Below are 15,700 nucleotides of genomic sequence, written 5' to 3'. Positions count from 1 at the left end.
CAGCGGAGGGTCTGTCTGCGATAAATTCAAATTTTCTGTCTATTGTGTATTTACTTGATTTTATAATGGTATAATATGGGTAACTACCTAAGGGGAAAGGGGGAGTTTCCGCTGATCAATAAGACAAGAATCTTTATTAGCTCCGCATATGAGGAGGATCTTAAAGGACCAAGAAAGCTGATTAAAAAGCATCTTGAAGAAAGCGGACATGAAGTGCCGATTTTTGAAGATGGAGACTTTGGCACTTGGGAAAAGGATACGTTAAAACAATGCCAGGATGTTGTCAAGTCCAGTGATGTATTTGTTTTGCTGATCAATAAGAGATCAGGTGCCAGTCGTTCGCTGCTGCGCGGGAATGTCACACCGACCTATCTTGAATATAAGGCGGCACTATTAGAGAAAAAGCATATCCTCGTTTTTGTATCACCAGAGATCAAAAATAACTTTAAGCTTTTACAGAAGGAATTTAAGAATTTATATGAGATCTATTTAAGGGATCATCACAGGCTTCCTGGGTCACCGTTTGACCCGCTAAAGGACTGGATAAATGAACAAGTGAAGCAGGATGGAATAGCGAAAACCCTGCTGGAGGCTGCAGATCCATTTGTATGGGCCTTTCTTTATGATATTTATTCCAATGGAAAATGGCTTTATGATTTTAATATCTCCCGTTCTGAAAAAGAAGCAAGCACAATTTCTGCGATGCTTAGCACGTCACTAAGGTCAGTTGTTGGTCTTATTGAAGAAAGAGATCAATTGGAGCAGCTCAAAGGACAAGCATCCTTTTTGTTAAATTATGCAGATTATACGCTAATTATGCTGGATAAAAGAAATTCCATTGTGCAAAATACGAAAAGAGCATGGTCAAACTTTTTAAAAAGCGGTTTACTGTTTCTTGATGAACCGAGAGCGATCGTACAAACGCCTGATACAAACCCGATCCACGTAAACACTGTTTCTGAATGCTTAGCGGCTTCCCTATATAAATACGATGGAAATTGTTTAAAGCGAATGGCTGAATTTGGTGAAATAACTGCACCTGACTTTTTTGATTTGACCGAATCAGAGGATGTTTTTGTCGTAGAGGCATATAATAATCAAGAACGGCTCATTGCCTTTTTAGAAGAAAAACAGACGCTCTATATTACCGAACCAATAGGTGAATATGTGCTCTGCCTCCATTTTACGTTCCTTGACTGGTGGTCTAAAGAACAAGTTCGCGCATATTCAGATGAGATTGAATATGCTATAATAAACGAAAGTGGACATTTCTTTCAATTTTTGATTATGCTGATAGGAGGGACAAAATGAGCAAAGAACGAGTAAATTATCATAGCTCTGGCACAATCGTTGCAAGACGTTCCCCAGCAGGAAAAACCATTCAGAAAAATAAAGGGAAAATCCTTGGCCCACGGAGCTTCAGTGATTCCGTTGCTAACAACATTGATACACTAAATAAAGTACTTAAAGAATCAGATAAAATCATGCCTCGTCCAACGAGACTATTTAGAAATGCATAGAAAATTGTAGAGAAGATATTCTTCGCTACAATTTTTTTTTGTAAAAGTTTATCCTAAGTTTGCGGGGAAAAGCTGGGTGTGTCTGATGATTGTTCTAGTTAGAAACGACCTAGAGAAAAAGCCTTTTCGTGTCCGGAGGGTGTTATTGTTCGGACTCAAACATGCGCAATCAGCTTGTTCCTGTCCGAACTTGACTATTATTCGGACTTGATCATGCACATTTAGCTCGTTCCTGTCCGAACTTGACTATTATTCGGACTCGATCATGCGCATTTAGCTCGATCCTGTCCGAACTTGGCCATTGTTCGGACTCGGTCTTGCACATTCCGCTCGATCCTGTCCGAACTTGGCCATTGTTCGGACTCGGTCATGAGATAAAAACCATTTCAAGCTCAAAAGCACAGTTCAAGCATTAAAGTAAACTAAACCCTAATCACTCAAACTCCATTCATCTTTCCAACCTTCTCCAATTCACTCAAATACTCAAACAGCCCTATCTGATTACCCCAGGGGTCCGAAAAAGTCCCCCATTTTACAGGCACTTCTGGTCTTTCATATATTTTAAAAATATCTATCTTTAGTTCCTTCACTAATCTCTCCCGCTCAGCTTCTATATTCATCACACCTAGTCTAAGGGGGCCGCTGCTTTCTGCAGGTGTTCCTTCAGCTACTTGCAGCCAGCATTTAGGAATAAGCTCCCACTCTGCGAAGCCTTCATGCGGGACAAAATCGGGCTCTCGACTTAATAATGTTTGATACCACCCTTTTCCTTCAGTAATATCAGTTACTCGAACCTGAAAAGTCACTTCATAGATCATTTATATCACTCCTGCGAATAAATCCTCTTTAAGAACAATCCCGTGCTCTAAATAGATTTTTAATAAGGTCAAAGCTTCTCCCCAGCCAATCGCACATTCGATGCAAGTGCCAATATCTTTATTTGAATACCCATGCTCTTCAACAGCTAATAATGTTCCTTCCCTAAATGGCTGTACATTGAATTTCACAGTTGTTTGGCTTTCTCCAGGGCACCATTGGAAAATAAAAGATTCATCAGGGGTAGCTTCTATTATTTTTCCGCCATCTTCAATCATTTTCTCCCTATTAATAGCCCATCTTAGCCGGATTTCACCTGTTCCATCCTTGTTCCACGCAATGGTTGTCCGATCCGTAAACCAAGCATTCCAACCATCAGCGGTTGTTAACATTTGGAATACTTTCGCTGGCTGCGACTTAATATACGTTTGATGCTTAATCACAGGCATCATAACAACTAGCTGGAAAACTCGACGATTTCAATTTGATTTCCTGCTGGATCCTTAATAATCGTATAGCGCCCAGGCGGGCATGGCTGGGGCTCATCAAAAAGAATTTCTGCACCTTTTGCTTTCAGTTCATCAACATCTTTATCAAGATTTTCCGATAGAATTCCTAATAAAACACTTTGACGTGCCTCAGTACCAATCGCTTCTGTTTCTTCTAATACAATGGGCATATCATTATGCACTAAACTAACAAGCTTTTCCCCGTAATACTTTGAAACTTTGAAGGACAGCACTTGTGTATAAAATTCAACTGCCTTCTCTATATCGTCTACCTTCACTGTCAATACACACACTTGATTTAGCAAAACGATCCCTCCTAGTAGTTAATACCCTTAATTTAACAATAAAAGGCATCGGAAATTTCTTCTAGTTTGCTTTGTTTTTTACTTTTTCAAATAATAGCTGGGGGAGATTAATTAAGATTGGCGGATCATAGGGCATAGGATCTCTAAGCTTGATCTTCACTTCTGCCGCTGTTCCTTCTGTAACTTCAATTGCATGATCCGACTTGCCCCTTAAAGATGTATCTAAAAGAAAATAGTCTTTTGGATGAAAGCTTAGAGGAAGTGCTGCGGCTAAAACATAGTAGGTTCCTAATGGCACAGAGGAGAACACGCAGTTTGTTCGATTATGAGTAATGGCTGTTCCAGCGACAGGCCTTTGGTCTGGAATCGGGCGCGGGAATAGTCCAATAAAAATGAGACCTTTAAAACCTTCAGGAACTTCTAGGTGACAGGTAACAACTGGAGGAGAAAGTTTATTCTGTTCAAGCTTATCCTGGCGTTCATATTGGTTAATAAATTCGTGCAAGTCTTCCGTACGCAGCTGAAATTGCTTTGGGGAAAGACCAACAAATTGCTTGAATTTCGTGCTAAATGTTCCCATGCTCCTAAATCCAATTGTAAGCAGTGTTTTTAATATAGATGAAGAGGATGAATCCACCAATATTCTCTTCCCCGCCTCTATACGTAAGGCAGATAAATAATGCCGGGGTGACACGCCTGTGACCACTTTAAAAAATCTCGAAAAATGATAAGGGCTATATCCTGCGAGAGAAGCTAGCTCTTCTGATGTGATTTCTTCATCTAAATGCTTTTGCATATATTCAATTGCAGCAATAACTGCTTTCACTTGATCATTCGAATTTCGCATCTCAACGTCCCCCTATCTATTTATGTTTATACATCAAAATATTATAATTTTCAAAAAATACGAGGCGCAAAATTAATCAAACGTTTGATTAATAATGTGGCGAAACCCTCAGACGGACAATGTAGCCGTTACTTTGATTAAATGACTGTAATTTACGGCTGAACGGATACCTAGTACGTTATTTACTAAAATTCACTTGAAAATCACTGCTTTTTATTAAAATAGCGAAACGTATGTCCACAAAGAAAAAGAATCAGCAAATTTCTTCAAAAATAAGGGAACTGGTGTCCTCAAGTTCAAGGGATATTACAATAATAAAGGACCAAATCATGTGCGATTTGGTCCACATAAACTAAACTACTTTTTTTCCATGACAGCAAAGTAATTTCCTTCTGGATCGGCAAAGTTAAATACCCGGCCAGACGGCATTGTAACTAGCTCACCGACAGTTACACTTTTAGCAGAAAGGTCTGTATACAATTGATCGAGGCGTTCTGTGAAAAACATTAATGAAGGAGTGCCAAGATTTAATTCGGGCTCCATTTTTGCAATAAATTCCTTGTTATGGAGAATAATACTCGTTTCCGCATCCATTGATGGGGCAATTTCAATCCATCTCATCCCTTGACCATTATCTTCTTCAGACTTGACGATAAATCCAGCTTTATCTGTCCAGAATTTCAAAACCTCATCTTGGTTATTAACATAGAGCATAATTTGACCGATTTGTTTAATCATGTTTTCACTCCATTTCATATGAATATTTTTCCACTAGCTCTTTCTATTATGCCTGACCCGTCTTCAAAATGACAATATTAAATAACTTATTTTAGGTATCTTCTAGCACCAGCAAACTCCGATTTATAAGGTTCGGTATTGATCGAGACAATTTCAACTGCTCTTGAAAAATTAGGAGCGTGTATCATTTTCCCATCCCCGATATACATGGAAACATGATGAACGTTCCCTTTCCCTTTATTATGGGCAAAGAACATTAAATCGCCAGGCTGTAAGTTATTTTTCGTAACTGCTGCTCCTTGTTGTGCCTGAACAGTGGAGTCTCTTGGAATTAAGATTCCATGCTGCTTATAAATACTATGCGTGAAGCCAGAGCAATCAAATCCATATGCTGAATTCCCCGCCCATAGGTAAGGCAAATTCAAGAATCGCTTTCCTGTATCAACTAAATCCTTTTGTAAAGGCTTAGGAATACTCTTGTAATTCGCAAATACCTTTACATCTTGCTTTCTCATATACTTCACTTCATTTGTTGGGGTCTGGACTTGTAACCAATTATTCTCTTCCTTCATAACTGGCAATATAGTATTAAAGCTTACTTCTAAAAATTTACTAGCAGCAGCTTTCGTATTATATAAAGAGGCCTTATTTGCACTCACGATGGCAATCTTGCAATTTTCATAGTTTGGATAATACTCTGTTATATGAGATTTTGGCACCCAACCTGGATATCCATTGCTATTTTTAGGAGAATATTGGTCTTTAACTGCAATCTTGTACCAATTTCCGCTGCTTTGTAAAATCGTCACCTCCTGGCCATATAATGCCTGTGAATCAATTTTGCCAAGCAGCCAAGTTTTTTGCGGATAGTTCATACTAGAAATCCATTTCGTGACATTTACATGACTTGATATGGCAGGCTCATCGATCGCTCTTGCACGATCTGGCTTTTCCCAAAGCGTGGTTACTGCAACATTCACAACATGTTTCTTCTCATTGTTCGGTTTATAGCATGCGTTCACTTCTTTAAAGTTTGGATTTAAAACCCTCGCCAAAAATACAGCAAATTGTGAACGCGTAATCGATTGATTTGGCTTAAACGTATTATCAGCATATCCTGTTGTAATGCCGTTATGGAATAAGGTTTTAATAGCTGCAGATGCCCAATGCGAATCATCCACATCGCGGAAGGAATAGGCTGCTTTTCCCTTCAATTGAAAGGCTTGAACAAGAATGGCAGCCATTTGAGCCCTCGTAAGCGTATCTGACGGTCTGAACTCATCTTGTTCATTTCCGCCCATTATTCCTTCATCTGCTACTGCTGCAATTAGTTCGTACCCAGCATCATCTGCTTTAACATCTTTAAAGTTTGGATTCGGACGATTGCTTGTATCCAAGTCTAGTGCACGAATAATCATCGCAGAAGCCTGTAAGCGTGTAATCTTATCATTTACACCAAAGCTGCCATCGGGATATCCGCCAATAATCCCCTTCTTTGCAAGGTATTCAATTTCGGCCTTCGCTGAATAACTGTTACTAAAGTCACTAAATATTGGGGATGCAGACGCATTCCCTGTAAAAGAATAAAAGAATAGTAAGGCCAAAAGCCAAACCAAGGTCTGTTTTTTCAAAATAGCCCCTCCCTAAGAACATGCCGGCATTTTTTCTAAGCTTCAAAGCTTTTCACTCATTATTTACTAGCCTTTTATCGCAGATTTACGGGCAGTAAGACCCCTACCTCAAGAAAGGCGAGGAAACAAAGAAGTTTAAGTGGAGGATCAACTGCCCATTTGGTTCAACTAACTATCAGTAGGTGATGAAAGTCGAATAAGAACGCCACGTCCTGTGGCAGCATCGGCACTAGCCCAACCTATGAGTTGGAACTCCCCCGCTGATGGAAGTTTCACTTTATTATTCAAACCTGAAACTATCCTCAACTATTTCAAGATTGGCTATCATCTCCTGAATATACTTAAGCTTCTTTTCGTTTTCCGGCTTTAGCAGCTCCTCACTTGGTTCAACCGCAACAGATATAGCAAAGGTTTTCCCGTTATTTGCTGCTAAATATCTCATCATTGGATGATCCCATTGTTCCTCTTCTGCAACGTAATCAAAGACAACAATGCTAAATACATTCTGATCGATTTTATCCTCTATGTAATTAATATCAATCGTTGCTTCTGCATCACCAGCCCAAGACCCTTCACTTATTTTAATATATTGATCCCACTCACTAGGATAGGTAAAAACAAAGCCGTATTCGTTATTACGATATGTACTTCCATTTGTTAAAGTCTGTTCAGATGACGGCGAATCACTATTTTCATCTAGCTGTTTCTCCTCAGCGTTAATCCTATCAAGATTGCTAGTTTGCAATTCGGAAAATACAAATTCCCCTTCATCCTCTAAATAGAATACGGTTTTAATTAATCCTGCCTTTGGAGCGTAGTATTTAACTACTTTATGTTCGCCCGATTTACTTTTGGCAATATTCGTTACCTCAATACAGTGATTAAACATACCCGCAGGAACCTCAATATCAAGACCTGTTTCGGTTAAATAGCTTACTGAATCATCCCCATCACCCGTTTTCCACTCAGGCTGAGCAGTTAACTCTATAACGTCTGCTTCCTCATTTTTGAGCGCATTCATTAAATAGACAACCCGAATCGAATCGTTATTCACTTCGTATTGAGTGATTTTCTCACCTGCTAGGCTGCCAGCTTCCTTTATGTAGATCATTTCTTTTCCAGAGGCATCTGTCTCTGAAACAACTATGTCATTCACGGTCGTATTTTCCCCTGTTGTCCCATACTGAATATAGGATCGTTCTAATCCAACCTGGGGAAAGTAGTCAGATATAACTAGTTTATCAGCTTCTTTAGAAGAGACAGTTTCAGTCGACGAACAGCTTGTAAGCAGTGAGAGTATAGAAATAAAAAATATGAATACTTTAAACTTTCCCATTCGCAAGACATCTCCTTTCTAGTATTATCATACGACAAGAATGACGAGATTCCTATATTCTATATGGAGAAAAAGACATCCTCTTCTAATTTATTGTTAGGTCATTTTTCCTGTTTAAATACAAAAAATCACCGTGAAAAGTCTCTCCTTACGGTGATTTCAAATTGAACCAATGAAACGAACTTAAATTCTAATCGTCATTTAATGCCTGTGCAAGAAAGATAGAAAATATTGCTCTAGTCACATAATTCGATGGCTTAAAAGCGCCATCCTCATAACCATTAGCCATTTTATTTTTTCGCTACAGTATTAATATCAGATGATGGCTAATTGCTGGAAGGGACATCAATATATGCTGGCTGCTTATCAAAAGGAAGATTAAAGGCACGTCTAATAACAATAAGGTGAACATGATAGCAACTTTAAATAAGCGTTTCACTCATATCTCCCCCATAAATTTTAATATCCTTATTTTAATAGTCCTCGAGACTCACTCCATATTTTGAGAATATTAGATATTATTTGTCAAAATCAGACAAAAAGCCGATTTATTTTTTCATTAGTCCAAAAAAAGCTCTTACCCTAGGGGCAGAATACCCATAAGTTGGTGTCAGGCTCCATTTTATATGATAGAATATGCATAATATAGATTATTATGGGAGGGTTGTGAGAAAAATGAAGAAAAAGGTCGCAACATTTGCAACTGCTGCTCTCTTATCGGCAAGCTTTACTACAAGTGCCTTTGCTTCTACCTATACGGTACAAAAGGGGGATACACTTTCAAGTATTGCCAAAAAGCACAATACGACAGTTGGTGAGCTTAAATCTTTAAACAATCTATCAACAGATTTCTTAGCTTACAAGCAAACGCTAAAAGTTGCACAATTCGTTGCCCCCGCTGCTCCGAAAACGGAAAAAGCTCCAACTTTAACACAAACTGTACAAGCTTATACAGTCGTTCAGGGAGACAATCTCAGCAAAATTGCTGCAAAGCATGAAATTAAATTGGCAGATCTCATCGCCTGGAATAACTTAAAATCCGATATGATTTATCCAGGGCAAAGTTTGAAGGTATCTGCATCATCCGCTCCACCACCGAAGGCACCTGCGGAGGAATCCCTGCCTGCACCTGCCCCATCGGTAAACAACAATCAGACAGAATACATAGTAAAAAGCGGGGATAGCTTATCGAGAATCGCAGTTCAATTTGGGACAACCGTTCAACTGCTGAAAAACGTAAATCATTTAAAATCGGATTTAATTTACGTCGGACAAAAATTACTAATTAACGGGAATGGGAAACCTGCTGCAGAAGAAAAGCCTGCTGTCAACGGACAGGAAGAACCCTCAGCTGAGCAAAAGCCTAGTGGCGGTGACCAAGTCACAAATACAGATCTGCCTTTATTAAGCGAAGCACTTAAACTAATAGGCATACCTTACCAATATGGAGGCACAAGCTCAACTGCATTGGATTGCAGCGGATTCATCTATTATGTTTTCAACAAGGCTGGAAAAGCGATTAACAGATTGTCTTCTGAAGGCTATTATAGCCGCTCCTATTACGTGGATACCCCTCAGCCTGGAGATTTGGTCTTTTTTGAAAATACATATAAGCCAGGAATCTCCCATATGGGCATCTACATCGGGGATAACCAATTTATCCATGCCAGTTCATCAAATGGAGTAGGCATTAGTAAGCTTAGTGAAGCTTATTATCAAAAGCATTTTGATGGGTTTAAGCGATTCTATTAATTTATGATTACATGAGAAAGGATCAGCCAGGCTGATCCTTTTATTTGTCCGCGAGCAATGGAAGGCACCAAGGAAAGACAGCTACACTCCTATTATTTGGATATGAGTTTCTTCTCCATTTTTAAATACACGAAGAGACTCAAAGTCTTTTAGCTGGTGAATCTCGTATAATTTATGCTGCACTTGATTTTCCTGCTCTATATCGGAGGTCTCATTCAAATAAATAGTGAGCGCACCTTCTTCTTTTTTCACCTCAATTTGCCCAAAGCCTTTCCCTTCTTCAAGAAATTCTTAGCTTAAAAACAAATAAAACTTATCCTTGCCATCATTAAGTACATATATCCCGTTGCTTTTAACATAATTAGGTAGAAGTTGATTTGCGCTCCAGAATGCTCGCTTTCCCCGAGGTGGGCGCTGAGCCTCCTCGTCGCTAACGCTCCTGTGGGGTCTCACCTGTCCCACTCCTCCCATAGGAGTCTCGCACCTTCTGCTCCAATCAACTAGTCTTTTTGGTAAACTGAAAATTTCTCTAAAAACAACAGTTTTTTAGAAGACAGCCTTAATTTTTAAATAACCGTTGCCCCCAGTGACCCTTCAAAATGACTCAATGCCCAGTCATGACCAGCTTGATTAAAAGATGCCACTGCATCTTTATGAACGACTATTTTAAATCCCTTGTTATAAGCATCCACCGCTGTATGCAGCACACATATATCAGTACAAACACCAACCAAGTGAATTTCTTCAATCCCGCGCTCATGCAATTTAATTTCTAAATCTGTACCAGCAAAGGCTGAATATCTTGTTTTATCCATAAAATAAACATTCTCCGCTCCTGCGTTTGCTTCATACAATTCTTTTAGACTTCCGAATAAATCTCTGCCTTTTGTATGACGGATGTTATGAGGAGGAAATAATTTTGTCTCTGGATGATAAGGATCACCTTCCTCATGTACATCAACTGCAAAAATAGTAAATTCCCCATTTAACATGAATTCCTTTGTTAATTCAGTAATTTTCCGCTCGATTGCCTGCCCTGGTTCTCCGCAAGTTAATGCTCCATTCGCTGCGACAAAGTCCTCTGTGTAGTCAATATTAATTAATGCACGTTTAGGCATAATGACACACCTCTTTTTTCAATATAGTTTGTTAATTACAATTACTAAATAAATGGTAATCCAGGGGTGAGTTTTTAGCAACTTTATTTCAGGGGGATAATGAATATAATCTATAGAAGGAAATGGTTTGTGTACTATGCTTTTACTAGTGGATTGTTTCTGATCCGCTGGAATCGGATTGTTTGCTAATTTTTATAATTAAACCGCTTTTCTGTTCATTCATACTAAACCCTCTGCTGTTTATGCGAATATTTTACCGAACTATCCAGTAACAATGAAAAAGAGAGAAGTGTTCGGACTTCTCTCTCGTTAAGCATTTATTCTTCCTCTTCTTCAAATGTGAAATCCTCAGGTACGTGAATGACAATATTATAGTATCCCTCATTCACTCCATGCCCTAAGTCCTCGGTTAAATACTGGTACTCCATATAAGACTGCTCATCATTTTCTAAATCGATAACTACCTCAAACATTCCTTCTTTTGTTACTGCCTCATTATCCTCATCAAATGAAATCTCCGCAGGATTGATTATTTCATTTCCATAATCGGTATATTTTATTTGCCACCAGTTTCGAGTGTACTTATTTAACATCTCTGATTTAATCGTTACTTCCTCTAATTCTTTAGTACTTGACGGTAATGTCTCAATGTATTCCTGAGCAACTTCACTTCTCCATTCATTTACCTGATCAGTAAAGACAGCTTTCTTTTCTTCATTTATTTCTTTTAATGTCATACCCGTGATAGTTAAAAATAAAATGATTGAAATGGAAAGCAGCATGATATTTACTTTTGATTTCCATAGAGAATATGATATTCCAATAAAAGATACTATGAGTATGATGCATAGTAATATTGCTAATGGTGTATATCCTGTACTCCATGGTAAACTGTCTAGTTTAATTTCTTTTCCTTGATCGATTACCTCTTTTATTGACATTGTGGTCTTAGCTCCTCCTCAAAAATATTTCCTTTGGCATATTCCGCCACACAAGTGCATTTAAGTCCAGGGTCTGTTAAAAAGCAGCAGCTTTATCGTTCCTTATCTCAGTCTTCCATTTGGACTTATTTGTCAATTCTAGCATATGTACTTCTTTATTCTAACGGGCATTGATTACATAGGCAAGAATGTGAATACATTACATGATTATTTGTGATGCACGCACTGCATATGACAGGATGACGAGATGCCTATATTCTCTGCATTTTAATCAATTGCATAGCAAATGAATTGCTGGGATAAGATTCATGTCCCTATGTCCCATTCACACATCTTTGTTTATATCTAACCTCCTTTTATTGTAAATTAATTAGAATATTATTGAAATTATTTAATATACAGGTATCATTAATGGTGACAAATACCTATGCATAATATTGGAGGAATCATAGGATCGAAGCTGGTTTTGAGTTATCTTTTATTTAATTTATCACTAATATTGAAAACAGCACGCAAAAGAATACAGAGCAAACGGAGCAAAATGTTGAGAGCCTTGAGAAGGCAGAAACCGAAAAAATGGAGCAGCACCTGATTCATGCTAAAGAGTCCTACTATAAAATAGTTAGCGATAGGATATTAGAATTCGGCATTTTAACTGAGGTTTCTACTGAACACAAAGGGCTAGCATATGCTAGTTTAATTGACTTTGTGGTGATAGCGTGCCTGAATTGTACTTAATTTCTTCGCAACATGAAAATGAAACAAATTATAAATAAGGATCTGCAAGAATACAAATAATTACGGATTAAATAAAGCAATTGAATGCACAGCGGGAACCAATCACATTCAAAAGGAGGTGAATATAGCAAGGATTAATCTTCTAATCATTGCTATGCAAAGGAATGAGCAGACAGGATTTCGAACTAGATATATTTAGAAAAGAATTGGCCCAGTTCTTTTCTAGTCATAAGTACTTTTATGTTGAACTGGAGGGATCAAATAAAGGAGAATGTGATCATATATACTTAAGGCCTCCGCTTCATACATTGTTAGTGAAACAGGATATTCATTTTACTAGCAATACCTATACTTTTGGAGCTATTCAACGTGACAAGGAAAAACTTCGTCTACGGTTTTACAAACGAAATATTGATCATTATAAAGGTCTCAAAAGTGTATTTGAAAAATATAAATTGAAATCTCCCTATTACAATTCTAAAGATTCTAGAGAGGCATACTGTTTCGATTTTCATTTTATAAATGAAAACAAAAAACAGCTTATTATTGCTGATCTTAACGTGTTGCTCGAATACTTTAGAAGAATCATTGTGCTTGCCAAAAAATCAAGTTAATAAAACAAGTAGAAGGAGAGGAATCTTTTAACTGATATACCTTCCTTCTATTTTTGATTTTCTTAAAATTGTTAATGATCTTATTCTACGTAAATAACTCGAAACACAGCTACTAATCAAACGTTTGATTAATAGCTGTGTTCGTAGTTTAGAAGGAACATGCAACAAAGTGAGACAAGGATTCTGTCCCCTCTTCCCACCTGCTCATGGTCTAAAACTCGGGTGATTACATATATAATCTAATGAAGATTTTTGATTTAAAGGTTTTCGAGCGGAAAACAAACCAAACTTGGTCAAGTGCAGTATACAAAGAAGCTGTCACTGAATATGTTAATAAGAAGTGGATGGGATTGCAACTGACTTGAAAAGGAGGTTTACGAGTGGTTAAAATCTTTATTGATCCAGGACACGGCGGTGCAGACCCAGGGGCAGTTGGGAATGGACTGCAGGAAAAGGAACTTACATTGCAAATCTCAAAGAAAATCCGTGATTTACTTTTACAATATGAAAATGCACAAGTTAGATTAAGCCGGGACTCAGATCTTACGCTAGGACTGAGCCAGCGGACAGATATGGCAAATGCGTGGGGAGCAGATTATCTGCTGTCAGTCCACATCAATTCAGGCGGCGGAACAGGCTTCGAAAGCTATATTCACAATAACCCAAGCAGTGCATCCATCGTCTATCAGAATGTCATTCATCCTGAAGTCATTAAGCAAATCGATTTAACAGACCGTGGAAAGAAAAGAGCAAATTTTCATATGGTCAGAGAGTCAACAATGCCAGCTCTGCTCACTGAGAATGGGTTTATTGACACTCCAGCAGATGCAGTTAAATTAAAACAGGATGCTTATTTAAATAGAATTGCCTTAGGTCATGTAAATGGGTTAGTTAAGGCATTTGGATTAAAAAGGAAACCAAATACATCTGGAAATAAGGAGGAGTCTAAATTGTATCAACCAACATCCAAATCATTAATTGATTTAACGGAAAGGGTTTTACAAGACCTTACAGATGAAAACAAGCATGGAGACAAAGCCTTAAGTAAAAACTGGCTCAATCAGCTGAGAAAAGGCGAGCTAACAGAATCTGATGCGATCGGCTTACTGTATGCCGCGATCGAGAGAGGATTGTTAAAATAAAAGCAGATAAAGGAGAGTATGAACTGCCCCATAAATGTTAGACATCAAACTAACATTTATGGGGGTTTTTTAATGGCTAAATTTACTGCAGAACAAAGGATTCTAATTGTTTCAAGGTATTTAAATGGGAATGAATCTATCAATGAGATTGCGCGGGAGGTTCAGGTAAAACCAACTATTTTGAGTGGATGGATTCGCCTATACGAACAACATGGCATTGAAGCTTTTCTAAAAAGCTATACAAGTTATTCAACTCAGTTTAAAATGGATGTACTAAATTATATGATCGAAACGGGTACATCTTCTATTGATACAGCTGCGATATTTAATATTTCTTCTCCTGGAATGATACGAAATTGGAGATTAAAGTTAAATCGAGATGGATTAGACGCCCTACAACCAAAGAAAAAGGGGCGACCATCTATGAAGAAAGAAACAAAGAAAATTGATTCAAAGAAAGAAACACCAAAACTAGTTGAAGATACGGTAGAAGTACTACAAGCGAAAATTGAGCGTTTAGAAATGGAGAATGCCTACTTAAAAAAGTTGAACGCTTTAGTTCAAATGCAGGAAAAATTACAAACAAAATCAAAGCGCAGGTAATTTTTGAACTAAAGCATATGTATGAAGTTGTAGATTTAGTTGAAGTCGCTGACATTCCACGTAGTACGTATTATTATTGGGAGAAAAAATTAAATCAACCTGATAAATATGCGAACGTAAAAGAAAGTATTAAAGAGATTTTTCATGAACATAAGGGTCGTTATGGACACCGTCGGATCACGAAAGAACTAGAGAAACGAGGGTTTAAACACGATAAAAAAACCATCAATCGTTTAATGAATGATATGGACTTACTATGCTTAGTCCGCATGAAAAAGTACCGTTCTTATAAAGGTAATGTGGGAAAAGTTGCTCCTAACATCCTAAACCGTGATTTTTCTGCAGAGAAAGTGAATCAAAAATGGGTAACCGATGTGACGGAATTCCACCTATTCGGTGAGAAACGTTACCTCTCTCCAGTACTTGATTTGTGTAATGGTGAAATCATTGCTTATAACGTCATGAAACGTCCTGTTTATAAATTGGTCGGAGAAATGTTAGTCCAAGCAATAGAACGTCTTCAGCCAGGAGAGCAAGTGATTCTTCATTCAGATCAAGGCTGGCATTATCAAATGAAACAATATCAAAAAACATTAGAACAGCACCAAATTACGCAGAGTATGTCTCGAAAGGGAAACTGTTTGGACAATGCAGTCATGGAAAACTTCTTTGGCTTATTAAAGTCCGAACTCCTTTATCTACAGGATTTTGACAGTATAGAGCATTTTGAAAAGGAATTAGCTGATTATATTCACTATTACAATCACAAACGAATGAAGGCAAAATTAAAAGACCTGAGTCCGGTGGAATACCGAACTCAAGTCTTAAAAGTTGCATAAAATTATTTGTCTAACTTTATTGGGTCAGATCAGTATGCCATTAAAGTAAATGGCTGCTCTCTATTTTTTTTACATTGGAACAACAACATAAATCAGGAATTGAAGGAAATAATGGTAATCCTGTATACAAGCAGTTCTTACAGAAGGAATGTTTTCTGGACAAACCTCATAAGGATGAATGAGCATCTTTTGTTTTGAAAATATGGGGTGATCAATATATTGGGGAGAATAACTGCTGTAGTAATTGGGAG

17 protein-coding genes are annotated in these 15,700 nt (G+C 37.8%); 5 read left to right on the top strand and 12 right to left on the bottom strand.

The window, feature by feature from the left end:
• Positions 1–75: 75 nt before the first annotated feature.
• Entirely contained in the window at positions 76–1,311 is a 1,236-nt protein-coding gene (locus C1726_RS14035; protein ID WP_102273727.1) for a DUF4062 domain-containing protein, read from the top strand.
• Positions 1,308–1,520, top strand: coding sequence for a hypothetical protein (locus C1726_RS14030; RefSeq protein WP_102273726.1), 213 nt, complete (start codon positions 1,308–1,310; stop codon positions 1,518–1,520). The genes C1726_RS14035 and C1726_RS14030 overlap by 4 nt, the downstream gene beginning before the upstream one ends.
• A gap of 437 nt (positions 1,521–1,957) precedes the next feature.
• Here the strand turns inward: C1726_RS14030 and C1726_RS14025 are convergent, their stop codons facing one another.
• The 8 genes from C1726_RS14025 to C1726_RS26960 all read right to left on the bottom strand — a co-directional run bounded on the left by C1726_RS14025 (position 1,958) and on the right by C1726_RS26960 (position 7,991).
• Positions 1,958–2,338, bottom strand: a complete 381-nt coding sequence (locus C1726_RS14025; RefSeq protein ID WP_102273725.1) for a VOC family protein — start codon at positions 2,336–2,338, stop codon at positions 1,958–1,960.
• Positions 2,339–2,785: an SRPBCC family protein gene (locus tag C1726_RS14020; protein ID WP_180968201.1), complete on the bottom strand. Its 447-nt coding sequence runs from the start codon at positions 2,783–2,785 to the stop codon at positions 2,339–2,341.
• Between the two features lie 8 nt (positions 2,786–2,793).
• The gene (locus C1726_RS14015) at positions 2,794–3,150 is read right to left on the bottom strand and encodes a VOC family protein (RefSeq protein ID WP_180968200.1); all 357 of its coding nucleotides are present in this window, start codon (positions 3,148–3,150) and stop codon (positions 2,794–2,796) included.
• A 61-nt stretch (positions 3,151–3,211) separates the two neighbouring features.
• Complete coding sequence (locus C1726_RS14010) at positions 3,212–3,997, bottom strand: helix-turn-helix domain-containing protein (protein WP_102273722.1); 786 nt, start codon at positions 3,995–3,997, stop codon at positions 3,212–3,214.
• A gap of 357 nt (positions 3,998–4,354) precedes the next feature.
• Positions 4,355–4,735: a VOC family protein gene (locus tag C1726_RS14005; protein WP_102273721.1), complete on the bottom strand. Its 381-nt coding sequence runs from the start codon at positions 4,733–4,735 to the stop codon at positions 4,355–4,357.
• 86 nt (positions 4,736–4,821) lie between these two features.
• On the bottom strand, positions 4,822–6,366 hold the full coding sequence (locus C1726_RS14000) for an S-layer homology domain-containing protein (RefSeq protein WP_102273720.1): 1,545 nt from the start codon (positions 6,364–6,366) through the stop codon (positions 4,822–4,824).
• A 280-nt stretch (positions 6,367–6,646) separates the two neighbouring features.
• Positions 6,647–7,702, bottom strand: a complete 1,056-nt coding sequence (locus C1726_RS13995) for a hypothetical protein (RefSeq protein ID WP_102273719.1) — start codon at positions 7,700–7,702, stop codon at positions 6,647–6,649.
• Positions 7,703–7,892: 190 nt separating this feature from the next.
• Positions 7,893–7,991: an S-layer homology domain-containing protein gene (locus tag C1726_RS26960; protein WP_142385091.1), complete on the bottom strand. Its 99-nt coding sequence runs from the start codon at positions 7,989–7,991 to the stop codon at positions 7,893–7,895.
• 386 nt (positions 7,992–8,377) lie between these two features.
• On the opposite strand from C1726_RS26960, the gene C1726_RS13990 reads away from it, so the two are divergent.
• Positions 8,378–9,454 (top strand): C40 family peptidase, encoded by a 1,077-nt coding sequence (locus tag C1726_RS13990; protein WP_102273718.1) that lies wholly within the window; start codon positions 8,378–8,380, stop codon positions 9,452–9,454.
• An 81-nt stretch (positions 9,455–9,535) separates the two neighbouring features.
• On the opposite strand, the gene C1726_RS26195 is transcribed toward C1726_RS13990, so the two are convergent.
• From C1726_RS26195 to C1726_RS13975, 3 genes are all read right to left on the bottom strand, one after another.
• Positions 9,536–9,706, bottom strand: a complete 171-nt coding sequence (locus C1726_RS26195; RefSeq protein WP_180968199.1) for a hypothetical protein — start codon at positions 9,704–9,706, stop codon at positions 9,536–9,538.
• 314 nt (positions 9,707–10,020) lie between these two features.
• Entirely contained in the window at positions 10,021–10,572 is a 552-nt protein-coding gene (locus C1726_RS13980) for a cysteine hydrolase family protein (protein ID WP_102273716.1), read from the bottom strand.
• Between the two features lie 317 nt (positions 10,573–10,889).
• Entirely contained in the window at positions 10,890–11,513 is a 624-nt protein-coding gene (locus C1726_RS13975) for a hypothetical protein (RefSeq protein WP_102273715.1), read from the bottom strand.
• Between the two features lie 1,732 nt (positions 11,514–13,245).
• Between C1726_RS13975 and C1726_RS13965 the strand changes: the two genes are divergently transcribed.
• Both C1726_RS13965 and C1726_RS13960 read left to right on the top strand, forming a co-directional pair.
• Entirely contained in the window at positions 13,246–14,007 is a 762-nt protein-coding gene (locus C1726_RS13965; RefSeq protein ID WP_102273713.1) for an N-acetylmuramoyl-L-alanine amidase family protein, read from the top strand.
• A 72-nt stretch (positions 14,008–14,079) separates the two neighbouring features.
• Positions 14,080–15,449 (top strand): IS3 family transposase gene (locus C1726_RS13960; protein ID WP_102271266.1). Its coding sequence is split into 2 segments (ribosomal slippage): positions 14,080–14,545 and positions 14,545–15,449, totalling 1,371 coding nucleotides; the frame shifts between segments, so codons are not numbered across the junction.
• A gap of 69 nt (positions 15,450–15,518) precedes the next feature.
• Here the strand turns inward: C1726_RS13960 and C1726_RS26435 are convergent.
• Positions 15,519–15,700, bottom strand: a 182-nt coding sequence (locus tag C1726_RS26435) for a hypothetical protein (protein ID WP_216629069.1), incomplete at its 5' end; no start/stop codon positions are given.

This window comes from Cytobacillus massiliigabonensis, from assembly GCF_900199725.1.
Taxonomy (GTDB): Bacteria; Bacillota; Bacilli; order Bacillales; family Cytobacillaceae; genus Cytobacillus; species Cytobacillus massiliigabonensis.
The sequence above is the reverse complement of the archived record's forward strand: the minus strand, read 5'-3'. Positions and strand labels throughout refer to the sequence as shown.

What these genes read in the sequence shown, in the direction of transcription:
- C1726_RS14035 (WP_102273727.1), top strand. Translation starts at nt 76, where the DNA reads ATGGGTAACTACCTAAGGGGAAAGGGGGAGTTTCCGCTGATCAATAAG.
- C1726_RS14030 (WP_102273726.1), top strand. Translation starts at nt 1,308, where the DNA reads ATGAGCAAAGAACGAGTAAATTATCATAGCTCTGGCACAATCGTTGCA.
- C1726_RS14025 (WP_102273725.1), bottom strand. Translation starts at nt 2,338, where the DNA reads ATGATCTATGAAGTGACTTTTCAGGTTCGAGTAACTGATATTACTGAA.
- C1726_RS14020 (WP_180968201.1), bottom strand. Translation starts at nt 2,785, where the DNA reads ATGCCTGTGATTAAGCATCAAACGTATATTAAGTCGCAGCCAGCGAAA.
- C1726_RS14010 (WP_102273722.1), bottom strand. Translation starts at nt 3,997, where the DNA reads ATGCGAAATTCGAATGATCAAGTGAAAGCAGTTATTGCTGCAATTGAA.
- C1726_RS14005 (WP_102273721.1), bottom strand. Translation starts at nt 4,735, where the DNA reads ATGATTAAACAAATCGGTCAAATTATGCTCTATGTTAATAACCAAGAT.
- C1726_RS13995 (WP_102273719.1), bottom strand. Translation starts at nt 7,702, where the DNA reads ATGGGAAAGTTTAAAGTATTCATATTTTTTATTTCTATACTCTCACTG.
- C1726_RS26960 (WP_142385091.1), bottom strand. Translation starts at nt 7,991, where the DNA reads ATGGCTAATGGTTATGAGGATGGCGCTTTTAAGCCATCGAATTATGTG.
- C1726_RS13990 (WP_102273718.1), top strand. Translation starts at nt 8,378, where the DNA reads ATGAAGAAAAAGGTCGCAACATTTGCAACTGCTGCTCTCTTATCGGCA.
- C1726_RS13980 (WP_102273716.1), bottom strand. Translation starts at nt 10,572, where the DNA reads ATGCCTAAACGTGCATTAATTAATATTGACTACACAGAGGACTTTGTC.
- C1726_RS13975 (WP_102273715.1), bottom strand. Translation starts at nt 11,513, where the DNA reads ATGTCAATAAAAGAGGTAATCGATCAAGGAAAAGAAATTAAACTAGAC.